Genomic DNA, 15,124 nt, shown 5'->3' with positions numbered 1-15,124 from the left:
CATGGCCGAAAACGGCGCGACCGAAGGCGGACAACCGCAAATCCAGATGAATGTTCTGGGCCAGTTTATCCGCGACATGTCGTTCGAAAACGTGATGGCGCAAAAAGGCACAGGCAGCGACGCGCAGCCCGATGTCAGCGTTCAGGTGAACCTTGATGCCAAGAAACGTTCCACTGAAAATCAGTACGAAGTTCTGACCAAGCTGATTATCGAGTCCAAAGTCAAAGAAACCGGCGATGTACTGTTTGTTTTTGAGCTGGAATATGTGGGTATTTTCAACATCGCAGGTGTGCCAGAAGATCAACTTCACCCGTTCCTACTGATCGAATGCCCACGGATGTTGTTCCCGTTCCTGCGTCGTATCGTATCTGATGTAACTCGCGATGGTGGTTTCCCACCACTTAACCTGGATAACATTGATTTTGTTGCGATCTATCGCAACGAACTGGCCCGTCGGCAGGCCGAAGCCCCAGCTTCGCAACCGACCCAGTAATTTTACATTCGCTACAAAGCTACAAAACGCCGCTGATCAAACAGCGGCGTTTTTTTGGGCTAGCTATTCCACAACGCATCATCACCCATTTTTTTGACAAACGCGTCGTGGGCCGCCTGTTCATCATCAGTCAACCGGTTGGGTAATGGATTGGAACGCGGGGCTGGTCGCCAGTCATCAGTAGCATTACCCGAGCCCGAGGTGGCTACGGTTGCCAAGCCAAAGTCTGGTTGCCTCCCACCGATCAGTTCCAGATATACTTCGGCCAGTATTTCCGAATCGAGCAAAGCCCCATGAAGGGTACGTGACGAATTATCGATGTAGAACCGACGGCACAGGGCATCCAAAGTAGCAGGAGAACCCGGAAATTTCTTTCTTGCCATCGCCAAAGTATCGATTGCCTGGCTCATCGGAAGTTGTGGCAACCCCATCCAACGCAATTCAGCATTCAAAAACTTCATATCAAACGACGCGTTGTGAATGACCATTACGGAATCCCCAACAAAATTCAGAAATTTTTGCCCAACGCGCGCAAATACCTGTTTGTCTTTCAGCGTCACAGCACCCGGCTTTGGCTCCTGAGGTGGCTCGAGCAGATCTGGCCCAATTCCATGCACCCCAAATGCTCCTTCAGGCATTGATCTTTCAGGGTTGATATATTCGTGAAAAGTTTTGCCGGTTGGCATGTGATTAAACAGCTCAATCGCACCAATTTCGACAATTCGGTCACCACTTTCCGGGTCAAAACCAGTGGTTTCGGTGTCCAAAACGATTTCACGCATTTGCCATCTTCCCTTTGATATCTGCAAGGATCACATCCACCTGTGCCCGTGCATGGTCAACGGTATCAGTGACTATCACATAGTCAGAACGTGCCGATTTTTCTTCAATGGGCAACTGCTTACCCAAGATTTGAGAGAATTGCTCCACAGTCATAGTTTCACGTGCCAACACCCGGTCTTTCTGGGTTTCTGCATCGATCATAACACAGGCAACTGCATCCATTTCGCTGTCGCTACCAGTTTCAAACAATAGCGGGATATCAAAGACCAATATGTCGTTTTTCGCCTCGGAGCGGAATTTGGAGCGGTCTTGCGACACCAGTGGATGAACAATGGCCTCAATCATAGATAAGGCCTTAGGGTCCTTACCAATGATTTGTTTCAAGGCCTCCCGGCTCACCTGACCATCTAGAACCGCACCAGGATAGACTGACTGTATCGCTGCAACAGCAGCCCCACCCTTGTCATACAACCGGTGAACAGCTGCGTCCGCATCCCAAACAGCACAGCCTGCCTCCAAAAATAGTGCTGCGGTGGTGCTTTTGCCCATCCCAATCGAACCGGTAAGCCCAAGACTAAATGTCATTTCAATACCGCAGCACGAGTGTCGCCATCCACTTCTGGACGTCGACCAAACCATCGCTCAAATCCGGGCACTGCCTGATGCAAGAGCATCCCTAGGCCATCCACAGTGGTGCAACCAATTTCGTCGGCATATTTCAACAACTCTGTTTTCAAAGGCGCATAAATAAGGTCGGTCACCACTGTTTCTGGTCGTAACCCGTCCAATGGAACCCGTAACCGCGGTTTCCCTACCATGCCTAGAGATGTGGTGTTGACCAATAGCGTGGCCTCTTCGATCACATTCCCTGCCTGCACCCACTCCACCACACGAATGCGGGCTCCAAATTCTTTTCTCAACTGATCAGCGCGGGATCGTGTGCGATTGGACAACATCACCTCCGGTACCCCCGCCTCGAGCAACGAAGCAACCACGGCGCGACAAGCGCCCCCTGCCCCAAGCACCACAGCTGCGCCTGATTTAGGAACCCAATCAGGCGCAGATTGATGTAGATTGGTGATAAATCCATAGCCGTCTGTGTTGTCAGCTAAAATTGTACCGTCTTTTCTAAAGATCAGTGTATTGGCCGCACCAATTAGTGAGGCACGGTCGGTAACCTGATCGGCAATGGTCATCACCGCCTCTTTATGTGGGATGGTCACATTTGCTCCAACGAAACCCATTTTAGGCAACGACCGGATCACCTCAGCCAGATCAACCGTCTCCACATGCATCGGGACATAATGCCCTGAAATTCCGTATGTATTCAACCAATGACGCTGCAACTTAGGTGATTTCGAATGGGCTACCGGACAGCCAATCACTGCTGCCAACGGAATTTTTTCTTCACTCATTGTTCGATTGTCCCCTGCAGTGCCAAATAGTTAATAAGTTCCAATAGGGGCAATCCCAAAACGTTAAAGTAGTCGCCGTCAATATCTGAGAACAAACGCACACCCTCTTCTTCTAACTTATATCCACCGACGGAGTGTTTAATACTGTCCCAGTTTCGACTGACATAGCTACTCAAATAGGCGTCTGAACTGTCCCGCATACGCAGACGAACCTGCCCAATATGTCGCCAGATTGGCTCACCGTCACGACAGATAACGGCCGCCGACAATAACATATGCCGCTTACCGCGCATCGCAGACAATTGTTCGACTGCCTGTTCAGTATTTTGTGGTTTTGACAACAACTGGCCTTGAAAGTCCAAGACCTGATCACAACCCAAAACCAGAGAACCGGGATGTTTATTGCTTATTTTCCTAGCCTTTTGTTCAGCAAGGGTATCTGCGATATCTCGCGGTGAAGCCCCCTCGCCCAGCAATGCGGATTTGACTGCGGTCTCATCAACACGCGGGTGCGCAACTTCGAAATCAATGCCAGCCTGGCGCAATAATTGAGCCCGAATGATCGATCCTGATGCTAAAACAATGTGGGCAGGCATGTGGAAAACCCCATGGAAAAGTTTCTGATCCTTTTGGGATGGTTTGTATGGAATCTAGCTGCAAAGCAAGCACTGGGGGTAATCCCAACATTTCGCCAAGATACTCGACGATTCGTACTCTCAGGATAAGGATAACTTTGAAAAACGGGATATCACCACCATCCTACATTTATCCCGATGTTATCCACTTAGTAACTTTGGTAAACAAAGTCTTAATGATCTTAAAAATATGGGCTTCGTCATTTCCCTCACAGCAGTGCACCACTAAGATCGAAAATTATCCATAGTGTGGATAAGCACATGAATGACTCACTTATCCACCAGAATCATGATGCCCTACAAAAACATCATCCTTTCTTATAAATATTCTATTTATTAGAGAGACTAAGCTAACCTGAGGAAAACCTGATGGACCTAATGTTCACGCTTTACCCATACGCAAAGGCATTGCACATCATGGCAGTGCTTAGCTGGATGGCGGGATTATTCTACTTGCCACGACTGTATGTCTATCACGTGGAGCAAGCAGAGAAGGTTCGGGAGATCATACCAATCTTCCTAACTATGGAAGACAAGCTACTTCGCCTAATTATGCGTCCAGCAATGATTGTAACCTGGGTAGCTGGATTGTTTATGGTGCTGACACCAGGCATTGTAGACTGGTCTTATGTCTGGCCATGGACCAAGGGGGCGTCTGTGATTGCAATGACCGTATTTCATCATTGGCTACTAATCCGTCACAAAGCCTTCTCCAGGGATCAGAATACCCTCTCAGGGCGCCAATATCGCCTCATGAATGAGGTTCCGACCCTTTTGATGGTCGTGATCATTGTTTCGGTGGTTTTTAAGTTCTGAGGCAATATTTAAGTTCTGAGGCAATAATTGACTCTCCCTGCCCTAACCCATATGTAACCCAATAAGCGGACCCGTCCGGGTCATCGTATTTTCCATTCTTCAGTGACACCGCATCCAGATTTGGATGCAAAAGGGCTGTATCAATATGACCGTCGAAACTCTAAGTCTTGCTAACTTAAAGGCAAAAAGCCCTAAATCATTGTTGGCAATGGCCGAAGAGCTTGAGATCGAAAACGCCTCGACCATGCGCAAAGGCGAGATGATGTTCCAAATTCTGCGTGAACGCGCAGACGAAGGTTGGGAAATCTCTGGCGATGGCGTTTTAGAATTACTGCAAGATGGGTTTGGCTTTCTGCGTTCGCCTGAAGCCAACTATTTGCCGGGTCCAGATGATATCTATGTTTCGCCCGAAATGATTCGTAAGCATTCTCTACGCACCGGCGATAGCATCGACGGCGTAATGAAGGCACCACAAGATACCGAACGCTACTTTGCTCTAACAGAAGTTACCTTGATCAACTTTGAAGTGCCGGAAAAGGCTCGTCATAAAATCGCATTCGACAACCTTACTCCACTGTATCCGGATGAGCGTTTGAAAATGGAAGTTGAAGAGCCCGTTGGTAAGGATAGGTCAGCCCGAGTTATCGACTTGGTTGCACCGATTGGTAAAGGTCAGAGATCCCTAATTGTCGCGCCTCCTAGAACCGGTAAGACCGTGATTCTAAAGAATATTGCGCACTCGATCGAGAAAAACCACCCTGAGTGTTACTTGATCGTTTTGTTGATCGACGAACGCCCAGAAGAAGTTACAGACATGCAGCGCTCGGTGAAGGGTGAAGTCGTATCATCTACTTTTGATGAACCCGCCACCCGTCACGTTGCCGTGGCAGAAATGGTCATTGAAAAGGCCAAACGCCTGGTCGAACATAAACGGGATGTCATTATCCTTCTCGACTCAATCACCCGTCTTGGCCGCGCATTTAACACCGTTGTTCCATCTTCCGGTAAAGTCCTTACAGGTGGTGTTGACGCTAATGCGCTACAACGCCCTAAGCGCTTCTTTGGTGCCGCTAGAAACATCGAAGAAGGTGGTTCGCTGACTATTATCGCTACCGCCCTGATCGACACTGGTTCCCGTATGGATGAAGTGATCTTTGAAGAATTCAAGGGTACTGGTAACTCCGAAATTGTTCTGGATCGTAAAATTGCTGACAAACGTGTGTATCCAGCCATCGACATCCTCAAATCCGGTACTCGTAAAGAAGAGCTGTTAGTCGACAAAGTAGATTTGACTAAGACGTTTGTTCTGCGTCGAATTCTAAATCCAATGGGACCTACTGATGCAATCGAGTTCCTATTGTCGAAACTGAAGCAGACTAAAACAAACGGCGACTTCTTCGACTCAATGAACACCTGACTAGGCTGGCAGTAGGAGAGTCCGACCCATGGATACAATCTTTGCGTTGGCCTCTGCGCAGGGCAAGGCTGGGGTCGCGGTTATTCGCGTATCAGGACCACAAGCACACCAGGCGGCATTGCAACTGTCTGGAAGCTCTCTGCCAAAGCAGGGAACAACGTTACGTATTCTTAAAGACCAATTGGGCAATCCACTTGATGAGGCTTTGGTACTTTTATTTTCCGGTCCACATAGTTTCACTGGAGAAAATACCGTTGAATTTCAAGTACATGGAAGCATAGCTGTTGTTTCTGCTGTATTGCAATCGTTGTCTGAGATCGATGGGTTACGAATTGCAGAGCCAGGTGAATTTACAAGACGCGCGCTGGAAAATGGTAAGCTAGACCTTGCACAAGTAGAAGGTTTGGCTGATCTGATTGATGCTGAAACTGAAGCTCAACGGAAACAGGCTCAGGCGCTGCTTAGTGGTGGGCTAGGAGTTCTTGCAGAACGTTGGCGACGAGATCTAATTCGAGCTGCCTCACTAATTGAAGTTACAATAGACTTTGCGGATGAAGATGTTCCGGTAGACGTCACACCAGAAGTTTCTAGCCTTTTATCGGGAATTCAAACGGATTTGCAGAGAGAAGCAGAGGGCGTTGGTATTGCCGAAAGGATCCGGCATGGATTCGAGGTTGCCATTGTTGGGGCCCCAAATGTTGGAAAATCAACGTTGCTTAACATGCTGGCTGGTCGTGAAGCGGCGATTACATCTGAATATGCGGGAACAACACGCGATGTAATCGAAGTCCGTATGGATCTAGCTGGTTTACCAGTAACTCTTCTTGATACCGCAGGCCTGCGTGACACCGATGACCACGTCGAAAATATCGGGATTTCGTTAGCTCGGAAACGGGCAGAATGTGCTGACCTGCGTGTATTTCTGGTAGAAAACGATGAAAACCTGACAATTGATATGCGAGATGGTGATATTCGTTTATTACCAAAGGCAGACGTACGAGAAGATGACGAGATTTCTGTGTCTGGAAAAACAGGGCAGGGGGTCGACTATCTTATATCTCACATCACCGGTGTACTTCGGGATCGGTCTGCGGGTGCTGGAGTCGCGTCCCATGCTCGGCATAGAGAAACGCTAATTTCGGCCAACAATCGTCTTAAAAGCGCTCAAACTATTCTCCTGCAAGGCCCAGAGTTCTATGATATTGCTACTGAAGAAATGCGTTCGGCCATTCGATCGCTTGAGATGTTAGTGGGTCGAGTTGGTGTTGAAGATCTGTTAGATGAAATCTTCTCAAGTTTTTGCCTTGGAAAATGAGGAGTGTTTCACGTGAAACATTCGATGTTTGATGTAATTGTTGTTGGCGGTGGCCATGCGGGAACAGAAGCAGCCCATGCTGCAGCGCGCATGGGTGTCAAAACAGCGTTACTAACCCTACACCGCCGTGACATCGGAGTCATGTCCTGCAACCCAGCTATAGGTGGCCTCGGAAAAGGTCATTTGGTGCGCGAAATTGATGCGCTCGATGGAGTTATGGGACGAGTAGCTGATAAAGCTGGTATCCAGTTTCGGCTTCTCAATCGGCGCAAGGGTCCAGCAGTACAAGGTCCTAGGGCGCAAGCCGATCGATCCATCTATCGCACTGAAATGCTCAAACTGACAGAAGCCCAGGAAAATCTTCAAATCGTGGAAGGCGAAGCAGTAGACTTCTTGATGAACAACAATTGCATCAGTGGCGTTGTGTTGTCTGACGGAGCTGAGGTCCAAGGACGTAAAGTAATTTTGACTTCGGGAACCTTCTTGCGCGGTGTGATCCACATTGGGGATATATCACGGCCCGGCGGACGCATGGGCGATAGACCTTCTGTCAAACTGGCGGAACGAATGGATGAATTCGAGGTACCTTTTGGTAGATTGAAAACTGGAACACCTCCTCGTTTGGATGGCAGAACAATAGACTGGTCAGGGTTAGAATTGCAGCCAGGCGATGATGATCCGACCCTATTTTCGTTTTTGAATAGTCGGACATCTGCCCCACAAGTATCCTGTGGCATTACCCACACCAACGAACGAACCCATGATATCATCCAAAAAAATCTATTTCGATCGGCGATGTATGGGGGCCAAATTGATGGGGTGGGCCCACGGTACTGCCCATCAATTGAGGATAAAGTGGTTCGATTTTCCGACAAATCGTCTCATCAAATTTTCCTGGAACCTGAGGGCGCCAAGGATCATACTATCTACCCAAATGGGATATCCACCAGTCTGCCGGAGGATGTACAAGCAGACTACGTACATTCCATATTCGGGCTCGAAAATGCTGTGATTCTCCAACCAGGATATGCAATTGAGTACGACTATGTTGATCCTAGGTCGTTATCGCTAGATTTGTCACTTAGGGGGGTTGAGGGGCTGTATTTAGCTGGGCAAATTAATGGCACGACTGGCTATGAGGAGGCTGCTGCGCAAGGGATGGTCGCAGGTCTAAATGCTGCCGCTAGCTGTCTTGACAAGGAACCAGTGATTTTTAGTCGCTCGAATAGCTACATTGGTGTGATGATCGATGATCTTACTACCAACGGAGTAACCGAACCCTACCGAATGTTTACTTCCAGGGCGGAATTTAGACTGTCCCTTCGCGCTGACAATGCAGATCAACGTCTAACTCCGATCTCGATCTCGATTGGGTGTTGTAGTCAGGCACGTCAGAAGATATTTCTTTCAAAAATGGAGCAGATGGAATCCACGAAGACTGTGTTGGAGAATTCCAAGTATACGCCAAAGCAACTTCTATCAGCTGGTATCCAAGTTAGCCAAGATGGAAATCGTCGCACCGGAATGGATGTCTTGGCATTTCCTGATGTTGGCTTCGAAGATCTACTTACTCTGGTTCCAGTTCTCGAGCAAACGACGGTCGAAATCAGGCGTCAGGTAGAGAGAGATGCCCTATATGCCACCTATATCGAGCGGCAAAATCGAGAGATCGAGGCGATGAAGCGTGATGAAGGGCATTTGATCCCAGCTGACCTGGATTTTGCCAGCATTTCGGGCCTTTCCAATGAACTTCAGTCCAAACTTTTCGATACTCGACCACACGATTTAGCTCAAGCAGCGCGGATTGACGGTATGACTCCTGCGGCTTTGGCTTTGCTGTTGGCACGTTTGCGAAGAGATACCAACCATAAAACGCGAGAAGCATGATGGAACGTGAGCTGTTGGACCAGTTGAATGTTTCACGTGAAACAATGAAACGACTAGAAGTGTTTTCGGAAGTTATTCGAAAATGGAACCCTAAGATCAACTTGGTATCGAAGAACAGTCTAAAATTCCTCTGGACACGACACATAATAGATTCAATTCAAGTTTACCGGAGCGCACCCTCTGCAAAGACTTGGGTCGACATTGGTAGTGGGGGTGGATTTCCAGGGCTCATTGTTGCCCTACTTGCTGCAGATGAGGCCCCAGAGTTGGCTGTTACTTTGATCGAAAGCGATCAGAGAAAATCAGCTTTCTTAAGAACAGCGGCACGGGAATGCGGTGTTAGGGTACAAGTAATCAGCGATCGGATTGAAAAAGTAGAACCGCAAAATGCAAATATTGTGTCGGCACGAGCGTTGGCGGATCTTAATGTTTTGTTAGGTTATGTACATCGGCATCTTGGCACAAATGGTACGGTCTTGCTTCCGAAAGGCGTGACATGGAAAAAAGAAGTGGAAGATGCATGTCAGAGTTGGCATTTTGAAGCTGAACCAATTTCAAGTTTGACTGAACCTGATGCTGTCATCTTAAAACTACAGGGAGTGGCCCGTGTCTGATTTGTCTCGCCCAAGTGGACCTCGAATTATTGCTGTTGCTAACCAAAAAGGGGGGGTTGGTAAAACAACCACCACAATCAATTTGGCATCAGCGCTGGTTGAAACGGGTCTACGAGTTTTGGTTGTTGATCTTGATCCTCAGGGAAATGCGTCAACGGGACTGGGCATCGAAGCGTCGGACCGTGTATTTACGACTTATGACTTACTGATTGGTGAAACCGCCTTGCAGGACGTCATCCGCGCTACAGAAATTGAGGATTTGGGCATCGTCCCTGCAACGGTTGATCTAAGCTCAGCTGATATAGAATTGATTGCCAACGAACGACGTAGTTTTCTTTTGCACGATGCGCTCCGACAGACGGAGATGGATGAATATGACTGGGATTATGTGCTAATCGACTGTCCACCCTCTCTCAATCTGTTGACGGTGAATGCAATGATTGCCTCTCACTCGGTGCTGATCCCACTCCAAAGTGAATTTTTTGCTTTAGAAGGAGTATCCCAGTTGATGATGACGATCCGAGAGGTGCGACAAACTGCAAATGCTGATCTGAGAATAGAGGGCATCGTTTTGACCATGTATGACAAGCGAAACAATCTTTCGCAACAAGTGGAACAGGATGCACGCGATAATCTGGGTGACTTGGTGTTTGAAACCAAAATTCCGCGTAATGTGCGGGTCAGCGAAGCGCCGTCCTATGCATTACCAGTAATCCAATACGATCCCAATTCTCAGGGGGCGATTGCTTACCGCGCCTTGGCAAACGAATTGGTCAACAAACACCAACGACTTGCAGCGTAACCAGGGGAGAATAGAATATGGCGAACAAAAAGACTAAACCTCGCGGCCTGGGACGTGGGTTATCTGCCCTAATGGCAGATGTCAGTGCTGAACCTGTAGGAACGGGTGGAAAGACACCTCGTAACGCTGAAGTTATGGTTCCAATTGAAAAGGTTATCGCAAATCCAGACCAACCACGACGCCAGTTTGTGCAGGTTGATTTGGATGACCTGACTGCTTCAATTAAGGAAAAGGGTGTTCTTCAGCCGTTAATCGTACGACCCAGAGACGGCGGGCTATTTGAAATTGTTGCTGGTGAGCGACGTTGGCGTGCTTCTCAAGCAGCTCAGCTGCATGAAGTTCCAGTTCTTGTGCGTGATTACTCTGACGTTGAAGTTATGGAAGTTGCGCTGATTGAGAACATCCAGAGAGCAGATCTAAATGCGTTGGAAGAAGCGCAGAGCTATAAGCTTCTTATGGAAAAATTTGGCCATACACAGGAAAAAATGGCTGAGGCACTGGGTAAGAGCCGCAGCCACATCGCTAATCTGGTACGTTTGTTGCATCTTCCTGACGACGTCCAAGTTCTTGTTCAGGAGCGAAAACTATCTGCTGGCCACGCGCGCGCCCTGATCACATCCGATAATGCGTCGGAACTAGCCAAGAAAATTGTTAAAGGTGGTCTATCCGTTCGGGCTACTGAAGTGCTCGTAAAGAAGGACGCGGCGGGAGATCAGCCACGAGCTCCGCGTGTACCCAAAACTCTGGTTGAAAAAGATGCTGACACTCGGGCTTTGGAGAATGACCTGTCAGCAATATTGCGTATGTCGATATCAATTGACCACAGAACAGGAGGTGAATCCGGTTCTGTGACGATTTCTTATGATACCCTAGACCAATTGGATGAGTTGTGCGGTGTGCTTAGCCGTTAGAGCGTGTCCATATGAAAATAAGGACGCAGCTAAGGACCAGAGATTGAATAACCAAAATGTGACCTGGGGCGCCAAGAATAAGAGACAACGAAAATACGGCGGCAATCGATACGGTTGCTGCCTTTTTCGCGCCTGGACGAATGGCGCGGTTATCATTCCAATCCTGTATCATCGGCCCAAATAGGTTATGGGCTAGAATCCAGTTGTGGAGCCTTTCGGAGGAATTGGCAAAGAAGAAGGCGGCCAGCAGTAAGAATGGAACTGTGGGGAGTAATGGTAGAACAACGCCGATAACCGCAAATGCCACACAGAGTAGCCCTAAACCTGCATACAAAAATCTCATTCGAAGCTAATCCGCTAATAGTTCACGTAACACTGCATTTAGAACAGCACGACCCTGATCTGTGGCCTGCAAGATAGATCCAGATCTCGATACCATGCCCAACTGTATCAAGTCGCATATTTTATCTTGGGGTAGGGGGTGGCCAGCTAACTGCTGAAAGCGCGCCATATCAATTCCCTCCACAAGCCGCATTCCCATCATCAGATGTTCTGCGCTAAATTCTTCGGCAGTCAAGCGACTGTTGACGCAATCTCCTGATCCTTTAGAGACGGCTTTTAACCAAGCACCCGGAGCCCGAATACTTTCGGTGGCGAAACGTCCACCGTTCAGGGATAGACGGCCATGCGCACCGGGGCCAATGCCGACATAGTCGCCATAACGCCAATAGATAAGGTTGTGACGGGATTCAGCACCAATACGGGCGTGGTTGGAAACTTCGTACGCTGGCATCCCATGATTTTCACAGATATCCTGCGTTGCCTGATACATATCGGCGGCTGTGTCATCAGTAGGTAGGTTACGGAGCTTTCCGCGTGCATAGCGGTCACCAAAGGCGGTGCCCTCTTCGATGGTTAGCTGATATAATGACAAGTGATCGATTGCCATTGATAAGGCCCGATTTAGTTCATCTTGCCAATCAGCTAACGTTTGTCCTTGTCGCGCATAGATGAGGTCGAAGCTAACACGGTCAAAACAGTTGCGGGCTACGTCAAAGGCGGCTTGGGCCTCTGCCACGGTGTGAATTCGGCCAAGACGTCGAAGGTCTTCGTCGTTCAGTGCCTGAATGCCCATTGAAATACGATTGACGCCGACATCGCGATACCCAGCAAACCGGCCGGCTTCAACCGATCCGGGATTAGCCTCCAGCGTGATTTCAATGTCGTTGGCAAAAGGCCAAATTTGGCGGGCTTCTTCTATCACTGCTGCGACTGTTTCCGGCAACATAAGCGAGGGAGTTCCGCCACCAAAAAATATCGCGTTTAGTACTCGGTTTGGCACCAATTCAGAGTGTCTCTTTAGCTCACTCAAATAAGCCTTAACCCATTCTTTTTGATCAATTTTTGATGTTACATGGCTGTTAAAATCGCAGTAGGGGCACTTGGCCTGGCAAAATGGCCAATGGACATACAGACCAAAGCCCCCATTGCGCCAATCATCCACCGAAACAAGCCTGGACAAATTGAGAAACTGCCTGACCACGGTGACTTATCTTGTGTTTCTCTACCGGCAACATCTGTGCGCAGGTTATGTCCAAACCCTCAGGTTGGAACATTGGGTCGTAGCCAAATCCATTTTCTCCGCGAATTGGCCAGACGAGTTGACCGGGCATCACGCCCTCAAACACTTCATCGTGGCCATCGGGCCAAGCCAAAACCAAAGTACAGCGAAACTGTGCTCTACGTGGGGCAGGGGCGTTGATGGCATCAAGTTCAGTGTTTGCCCGTGTCATGGCCATCATGAAATCACGGCCATTTCCAGTTTCTGCCCAGTCAGCAGTGTAGACACCAGGTGCGCCGTCCAATGCATCAATTGTAATGCCGGAGTCATCCGACAATGCCGGCAATCCTGTGGCCTTGGCGGCAGCATGCGCCTTGATGCGGGCGTTGCCGACAAATGTGTCTTCGGTTTCATCGGGTTCTGGCAGATCCATTTCACCAGCACTAACCACAGTGACACCATAAGGGCCGAGGAGATGAGTCATCTCCTCCAGTTTACCCTTGTTATGAGTGGCGAGCAGCAGTTTGCCGCCGGCGAATTTACGGGTCATGCGCAGGCTGCCTTTTGCATTGCAGCCAACTCGGATGTTCCCTTTTCAGCGAGATCCATCAATTGGTTCATCTGATCGCGTGAAAATACTGAACCTTCGGCTGACATCTGAACTTCGATCAGTTTACCCGAACCTGTCATAATGAAATTCCCGTCAACGCCGGCTTCGGAATCTTCTGGATAGTCTAGATCAAGCACGACTTGCCCAGCATAGATACCACATGAAATAGCTGCCACGGGATCAACCAAGGGATCCATCTTCACATCGCCGGCCTTCATCAACTTGTTAACGGCCAAGCGAAGAGCGACCCAACCGCCGGTAATAGAGGCACAACGGGTGCCTCCATCGGCTTGCAACACGTCGCAATCAACTGTGATCTGACGTTCACCCAATGCTACGCGATCCACACCGGCCCGCAGTGCGCGACCGATCAAACGCTGAATTTCAACTGTACGGCCACCTTGCTTGCCGGAGGCAGCTTCGCGACGCATCCGTGTATTTGTGGCACGGGGCAGCATGCCATACTCTGCTGTGACCCAACCCAAACCAGATCCCTTGATAAACGACGGCACGCGTGGCTCAATCGAAGCAGTGCACAGTACGTGGGTTTCACCCATTTTGATTAGGCAAGAGCCCTCGGCGTGCTTGGTGAATCCAGTCTCGATAGAGACAGGGCGCATTTGGTTCAGTTCTCGTCCGGAAGGTCGCATGGGAGTGTCCTTTGTTTGTTGGCCTTGGGATAGCCGCCGGCACCGTTGTGATGCAAGCCTGATTGACCTTTTGCTCAGAGCCGATTTAATGGCGTACCAACCCCGGTTACGATTGATATGGGGTCTAAGATTGCCGGGAACCAGATGAGCGACGCAAGCAATATCCTAAAAGACATGAATAACCGCTCACGCGAGGTATTCCGCGCTGTGGTCGAAAACTACATGGACCGTGGCGGCCCTGTGGGCAGCCGGACCCTGACACGCAGCCTGAGCGAAAAGGTCAGCGCAGCAACGATCAGAAACGTGATGCAGGATCTGGAACATTTGGGCCTGCTTGACAGCCCGCATATTAGCGCCGGCCGGGTGCCTACGCAGTTGGGCCTGCGGATGTTTGTTGATGGGTTACTAGAGGTCGAAGATCTCAACGCCGGAGACAGAGAAAAGATAGATGCAACGTTGGGCGACACTTCGGCTGATGTTGGCGGAATGCTTGACCGGGTTGGGTCTGCACTGTCAGGGGTGACCCAAGGCGCATCCCTGGTTCTTACACCAAAACACGAGGCTGAAATCCGGCATATCGAGTTTGTTTCGCTCGCTCCTGACAGGGCGTTGGTGGTTCTGGTGTTTTCTGATGGACAGGTTGAAAATCGCGTATTCACACCGCCACCCGGACAGACACCCAGCTCTATGCGCGAGGCGGCAAACTTCTTGAATGCTTTGATCGAAGGAAAAACGCTATCCCAGCTGCGTGGGGTTATTCAGACTGAAATTGCAAGCCGGCGTCAGGAGATCGATCTTTTAGCACAGGATATGATCGAAAGCGGCTTGGCACTTTGGCAGGATGAAGGCGAGGATTCGGCGCGGTTGATCGTACGCGGGCGGGCGAATCTTTTGGAAGGCGGTGAGCCAGATGAGGGGCTGGACCGTATTCGAAGCCTGTTTGACGACCTGGAACGTAAGCGAGACATTGCCGAATTTTTGCAACTGACAGAAGACGGCGACGGTGTGCGCATTTTTATTGGTTCCGAGAACAAACTTTTCTCACTTTCGGGTTCCTCTTTGGTGGTGTCTCCCTATATGAACTCGGATCGAAAGATCATTGGCGCGGTTGGGGTGATTGGCCCCACCCGGCTGAACTACGGACGGATTGTGCCGATTGTGGACTACACGGCACAACTGGTTGGAAAGCTGATTTCTGATCGGAGTTAGAGGTGA

17 protein-coding genes are annotated in these 15,124 nt (G+C 49.3%); 9 read left to right on the top strand and 8 right to left on the bottom strand.

Features of this window, described 5'->3' with window-relative positions; translation table 11 throughout:
* Window position 1: 1 nt before the first annotated feature.
* Window positions 2-493 carry a protein-export chaperone SecB gene (secB, locus tag GO984_RS18570; protein WP_157024089.1) on the top strand — a complete coding sequence of 164 codons (492 nt, stop codon included), beginning with the start codon at window positions 2-4 and terminating at the stop codon, window positions 491-493.
* Window positions 494-552: 59 nt separating this feature from the next.
* On the opposite strand, the gene dnaQ is transcribed toward secB, so the two are convergent.
* Genes dnaQ through GO984_RS18550 form a run of 4 tightly spaced genes read right to left on the bottom strand, consistent with a single transcriptional unit; the run spans window position 553 to window position 3,287 of the window.
* On the bottom strand, window positions 553-1,275 hold the full coding sequence (gene dnaQ / locus GO984_RS18565; RefSeq protein WP_157024088.1) for a DNA polymerase III subunit epsilon: 723 nt from the start codon (window positions 1,273-1,275) through the stop codon (window positions 553-555).
* Entirely contained in the window at window positions 1,268-1,861 is a 594-nt protein-coding gene (gene coaE, locus GO984_RS18560) for a dephospho-CoA kinase (protein ID WP_157024087.1), read from the bottom strand. The genes dnaQ and coaE overlap by 8 nt, the downstream gene beginning before the upstream one ends.
* Window positions 1,858-2,691, bottom strand: coding sequence for a shikimate dehydrogenase (locus GO984_RS18555; protein ID WP_157024086.1), 834 nt, complete (start codon window positions 2,689-2,691; stop codon window positions 1,858-1,860). Before GO984_RS18555 ends, coaE begins: the two co-directional genes overlap by 4 nt.
* A complete protein-coding gene (locus GO984_RS18550; RefSeq protein ID WP_157024085.1) occupies window positions 2,688-3,287 on the bottom strand; it encodes a Maf family protein in 600 nt (199 codons plus the stop codon). The genes GO984_RS18555 and GO984_RS18550 overlap by 4 nt, the downstream gene beginning before the upstream one ends.
* A 417-nt stretch (window positions 3,288-3,704) precedes the next feature.
* On the opposite strand from GO984_RS18550, the gene GO984_RS18545 reads away from it, so the two are divergent.
* The 7 genes from GO984_RS18545 (at window position 3,705) to GO984_RS18515 (ending at window position 11,088) form a co-directional block, all read left to right on the top strand.
* The gene (locus GO984_RS18545) at window positions 3,705-4,142 is read left to right on the top strand and encodes a CopD family protein (RefSeq protein ID WP_425339663.1); all 438 of its coding nucleotides are present in this window, start codon (window positions 3,705-3,707) and stop codon (window positions 4,140-4,142) included.
* A gap of 145 nt (window positions 4,143-4,287) precedes the next feature.
* Window positions 4,288-5,559: a transcription termination factor Rho gene (gene rho / locus GO984_RS18540; protein WP_138162710.1), complete on the top strand. Its 1,272-nt coding sequence runs from the start codon at window positions 4,288-4,290 to the stop codon at window positions 5,557-5,559.
* 28 nt (window positions 5,560-5,587) lie between these two features.
* Window positions 5,588-6,874 (top strand): tRNA uridine-5-carboxymethylaminomethyl(34) synthesis GTPase MnmE, encoded by a 1,287-nt coding sequence (mnmE, locus tag GO984_RS18535; RefSeq protein WP_157024083.1) that lies wholly within the window; start codon window positions 5,588-5,590, stop codon window positions 6,872-6,874.
* Between the two features lie 12 nt (window positions 6,875-6,886).
* The gene (gene mnmG, locus GO984_RS18530; protein ID WP_167740415.1) at window positions 6,887-8,761 is read left to right on the top strand and encodes a tRNA uridine-5-carboxymethylaminomethyl(34) synthesis enzyme MnmG; all 1,875 of its coding nucleotides are present in this window, start codon (window positions 6,887-6,889) and stop codon (window positions 8,759-8,761) included.
* Window positions 8,758-9,375, top strand: coding sequence for a 16S rRNA (guanine(527)-N(7))-methyltransferase RsmG (rsmG, locus tag GO984_RS18525; RefSeq protein WP_425339662.1), 618 nt, complete (start codon window positions 8,758-8,760; stop codon window positions 9,373-9,375). The genes mnmG and rsmG overlap by 4 nt, the downstream gene beginning before the upstream one ends.
* The gene (locus GO984_RS18520; RefSeq protein ID WP_167740414.1) at window positions 9,368-10,177 is read left to right on the top strand and encodes an AAA family ATPase; all 810 of its coding nucleotides are present in this window, start codon (window positions 9,368-9,370) and stop codon (window positions 10,175-10,177) included. The genes rsmG and GO984_RS18520 overlap by 8 nt, the downstream gene beginning before the upstream one ends.
* A gap of 17 nt (window positions 10,178-10,194) precedes the next feature.
* Window positions 10,195-11,088: a ParB/RepB/Spo0J family partition protein gene (locus tag GO984_RS18515; RefSeq protein WP_157024082.1), complete on the top strand. Its 894-nt coding sequence runs from the start codon at window positions 10,195-10,197 to the stop codon at window positions 11,086-11,088.
* Here the strand turns inward: GO984_RS18515 and GO984_RS18510 are convergent.
* From GO984_RS18510 to rph, 4 genes are read right to left on the bottom strand one after another with little or no spacing between them, the layout of a single operon-like run.
* Window positions 11,078-11,431: a YbaN family protein gene (locus GO984_RS18510; protein WP_157024081.1), complete on the bottom strand. Its 354-nt coding sequence runs from the start codon at window positions 11,429-11,431 to the stop codon at window positions 11,078-11,080. The genes GO984_RS18515 and GO984_RS18510 overlap by 11 nt on opposite strands.
* 6 nt (window positions 11,432-11,437) lie before the next feature.
* Window positions 11,438-12,592 carry a radical SAM family heme chaperone HemW gene (hemW, locus tag GO984_RS18505; RefSeq protein WP_167740421.1) on the bottom strand — a complete coding sequence of 385 codons (1,155 nt, stop codon included), beginning with the start codon at window positions 12,590-12,592 and terminating at the stop codon, window positions 11,438-11,440.
* Window positions 12,585-13,199: an RdgB/HAM1 family non-canonical purine NTP pyrophosphatase gene (gene rdgB / locus GO984_RS18500; RefSeq protein ID WP_157024079.1), complete on the bottom strand. Its 615-nt coding sequence runs from the start codon at window positions 13,197-13,199 to the stop codon at window positions 12,585-12,587. The genes hemW and rdgB overlap by 8 nt, the downstream gene beginning before the upstream one ends.
* Window positions 13,196-13,909 (bottom strand): ribonuclease PH, encoded by a 714-nt coding sequence (gene rph / locus GO984_RS18495; protein ID WP_157024078.1) that lies wholly within the window; start codon window positions 13,907-13,909, stop codon window positions 13,196-13,198. The genes rdgB and rph overlap by 4 nt, the downstream gene beginning before the upstream one ends.
* Window positions 13,910-14,053: 144 nt before the next feature.
* Between rph and hrcA the strand changes: the two genes are divergently transcribed.
* Window positions 14,054-15,118, top strand: a complete 1,065-nt coding sequence (gene hrcA / locus GO984_RS18490; RefSeq protein WP_138162719.1) for a heat-inducible transcriptional repressor HrcA — start codon at window positions 14,054-14,056, stop codon at window positions 15,116-15,118.
* The last annotated feature ends 6 nt before the right edge of the window (window positions 15,119-15,124 follow it).

The sequence above is a fragment of the Parasedimentitalea huanghaiensis genome, from assembly GCF_009753675.1.
Classification (GTDB): Bacteria; Pseudomonadota; Alphaproteobacteria; order Rhodobacterales; family Rhodobacteraceae; genus Parasedimentitalea; species Parasedimentitalea huanghaiensis.
This window is presented reverse-complemented; position numbering and strand designations above follow the sequence as displayed.

Coding starts and splice junctions, on each gene's coding strand:
- secB (WP_157024089.1), top strand. CDS start 2: ATGGCCGAAAACGGCGCGACCGAAGGCGGACAACCGCAAATCCAGATG.
- dnaQ (WP_157024088.1), bottom strand. CDS start 1,275: ATGCGTGAAATCGTTTTGGACACCGAAACCACTGGTTTTGACCCGGAA.
- coaE (WP_157024087.1), bottom strand. CDS start 1,861: ATGACATTTAGTCTTGGGCTTACCGGTTCGATTGGGATGGGCAAAAGC.
- GO984_RS18555 (WP_157024086.1), bottom strand. CDS start 2,691: ATGAGTGAAGAAAAAATTCCGTTGGCAGCAGTGATTGGCTGTCCGGTA.
- GO984_RS18550 (WP_157024085.1), bottom strand. CDS start 3,287: ATGCCTGCCCACATTGTTTTAGCATCAGGATCGATCATTCGGGCTCAA.
- GO984_RS18545 (WP_425339663.1), top strand. CDS start 3,705: ATGTTCACGCTTTACCCATACGCAAAGGCATTGCACATCATGGCAGTG.
- rho (WP_138162710.1), top strand. CDS start 4,288: ATGACCGTCGAAACTCTAAGTCTTGCTAACTTAAAGGCAAAAAGCCCT.
- mnmE (WP_157024083.1), top strand. CDS start 5,588: ATGGATACAATCTTTGCGTTGGCCTCTGCGCAGGGCAAGGCTGGGGTC.
- rsmG (WP_425339662.1), top strand. CDS start 8,758: ATGATGGAACGTGAGCTGTTGGACCAGTTGAATGTTTCACGTGAAACA.
- GO984_RS18515 (WP_157024082.1), top strand. CDS start 10,195: ATGGCGAACAAAAAGACTAAACCTCGCGGCCTGGGACGTGGGTTATCT.
- GO984_RS18510 (WP_157024081.1), bottom strand. CDS start 11,431: ATGAGATTTTTGTATGCAGGTTTAGGGCTACTCTGTGTGGCATTTGCG.
- rdgB (WP_157024079.1), bottom strand. CDS start 13,199: ATGACCCGTAAATTCGCCGGCGGCAAACTGCTGCTCGCCACTCATAAC.
- rph (WP_157024078.1), bottom strand. CDS start 13,909: ATGCGACCTTCCGGACGAGAACTGAACCAAATGCGCCCTGTCTCTATC.
- hrcA (WP_138162719.1), top strand. CDS start 14,054: ATGAGCGACGCAAGCAATATCCTAAAAGACATGAATAACCGCTCACGC.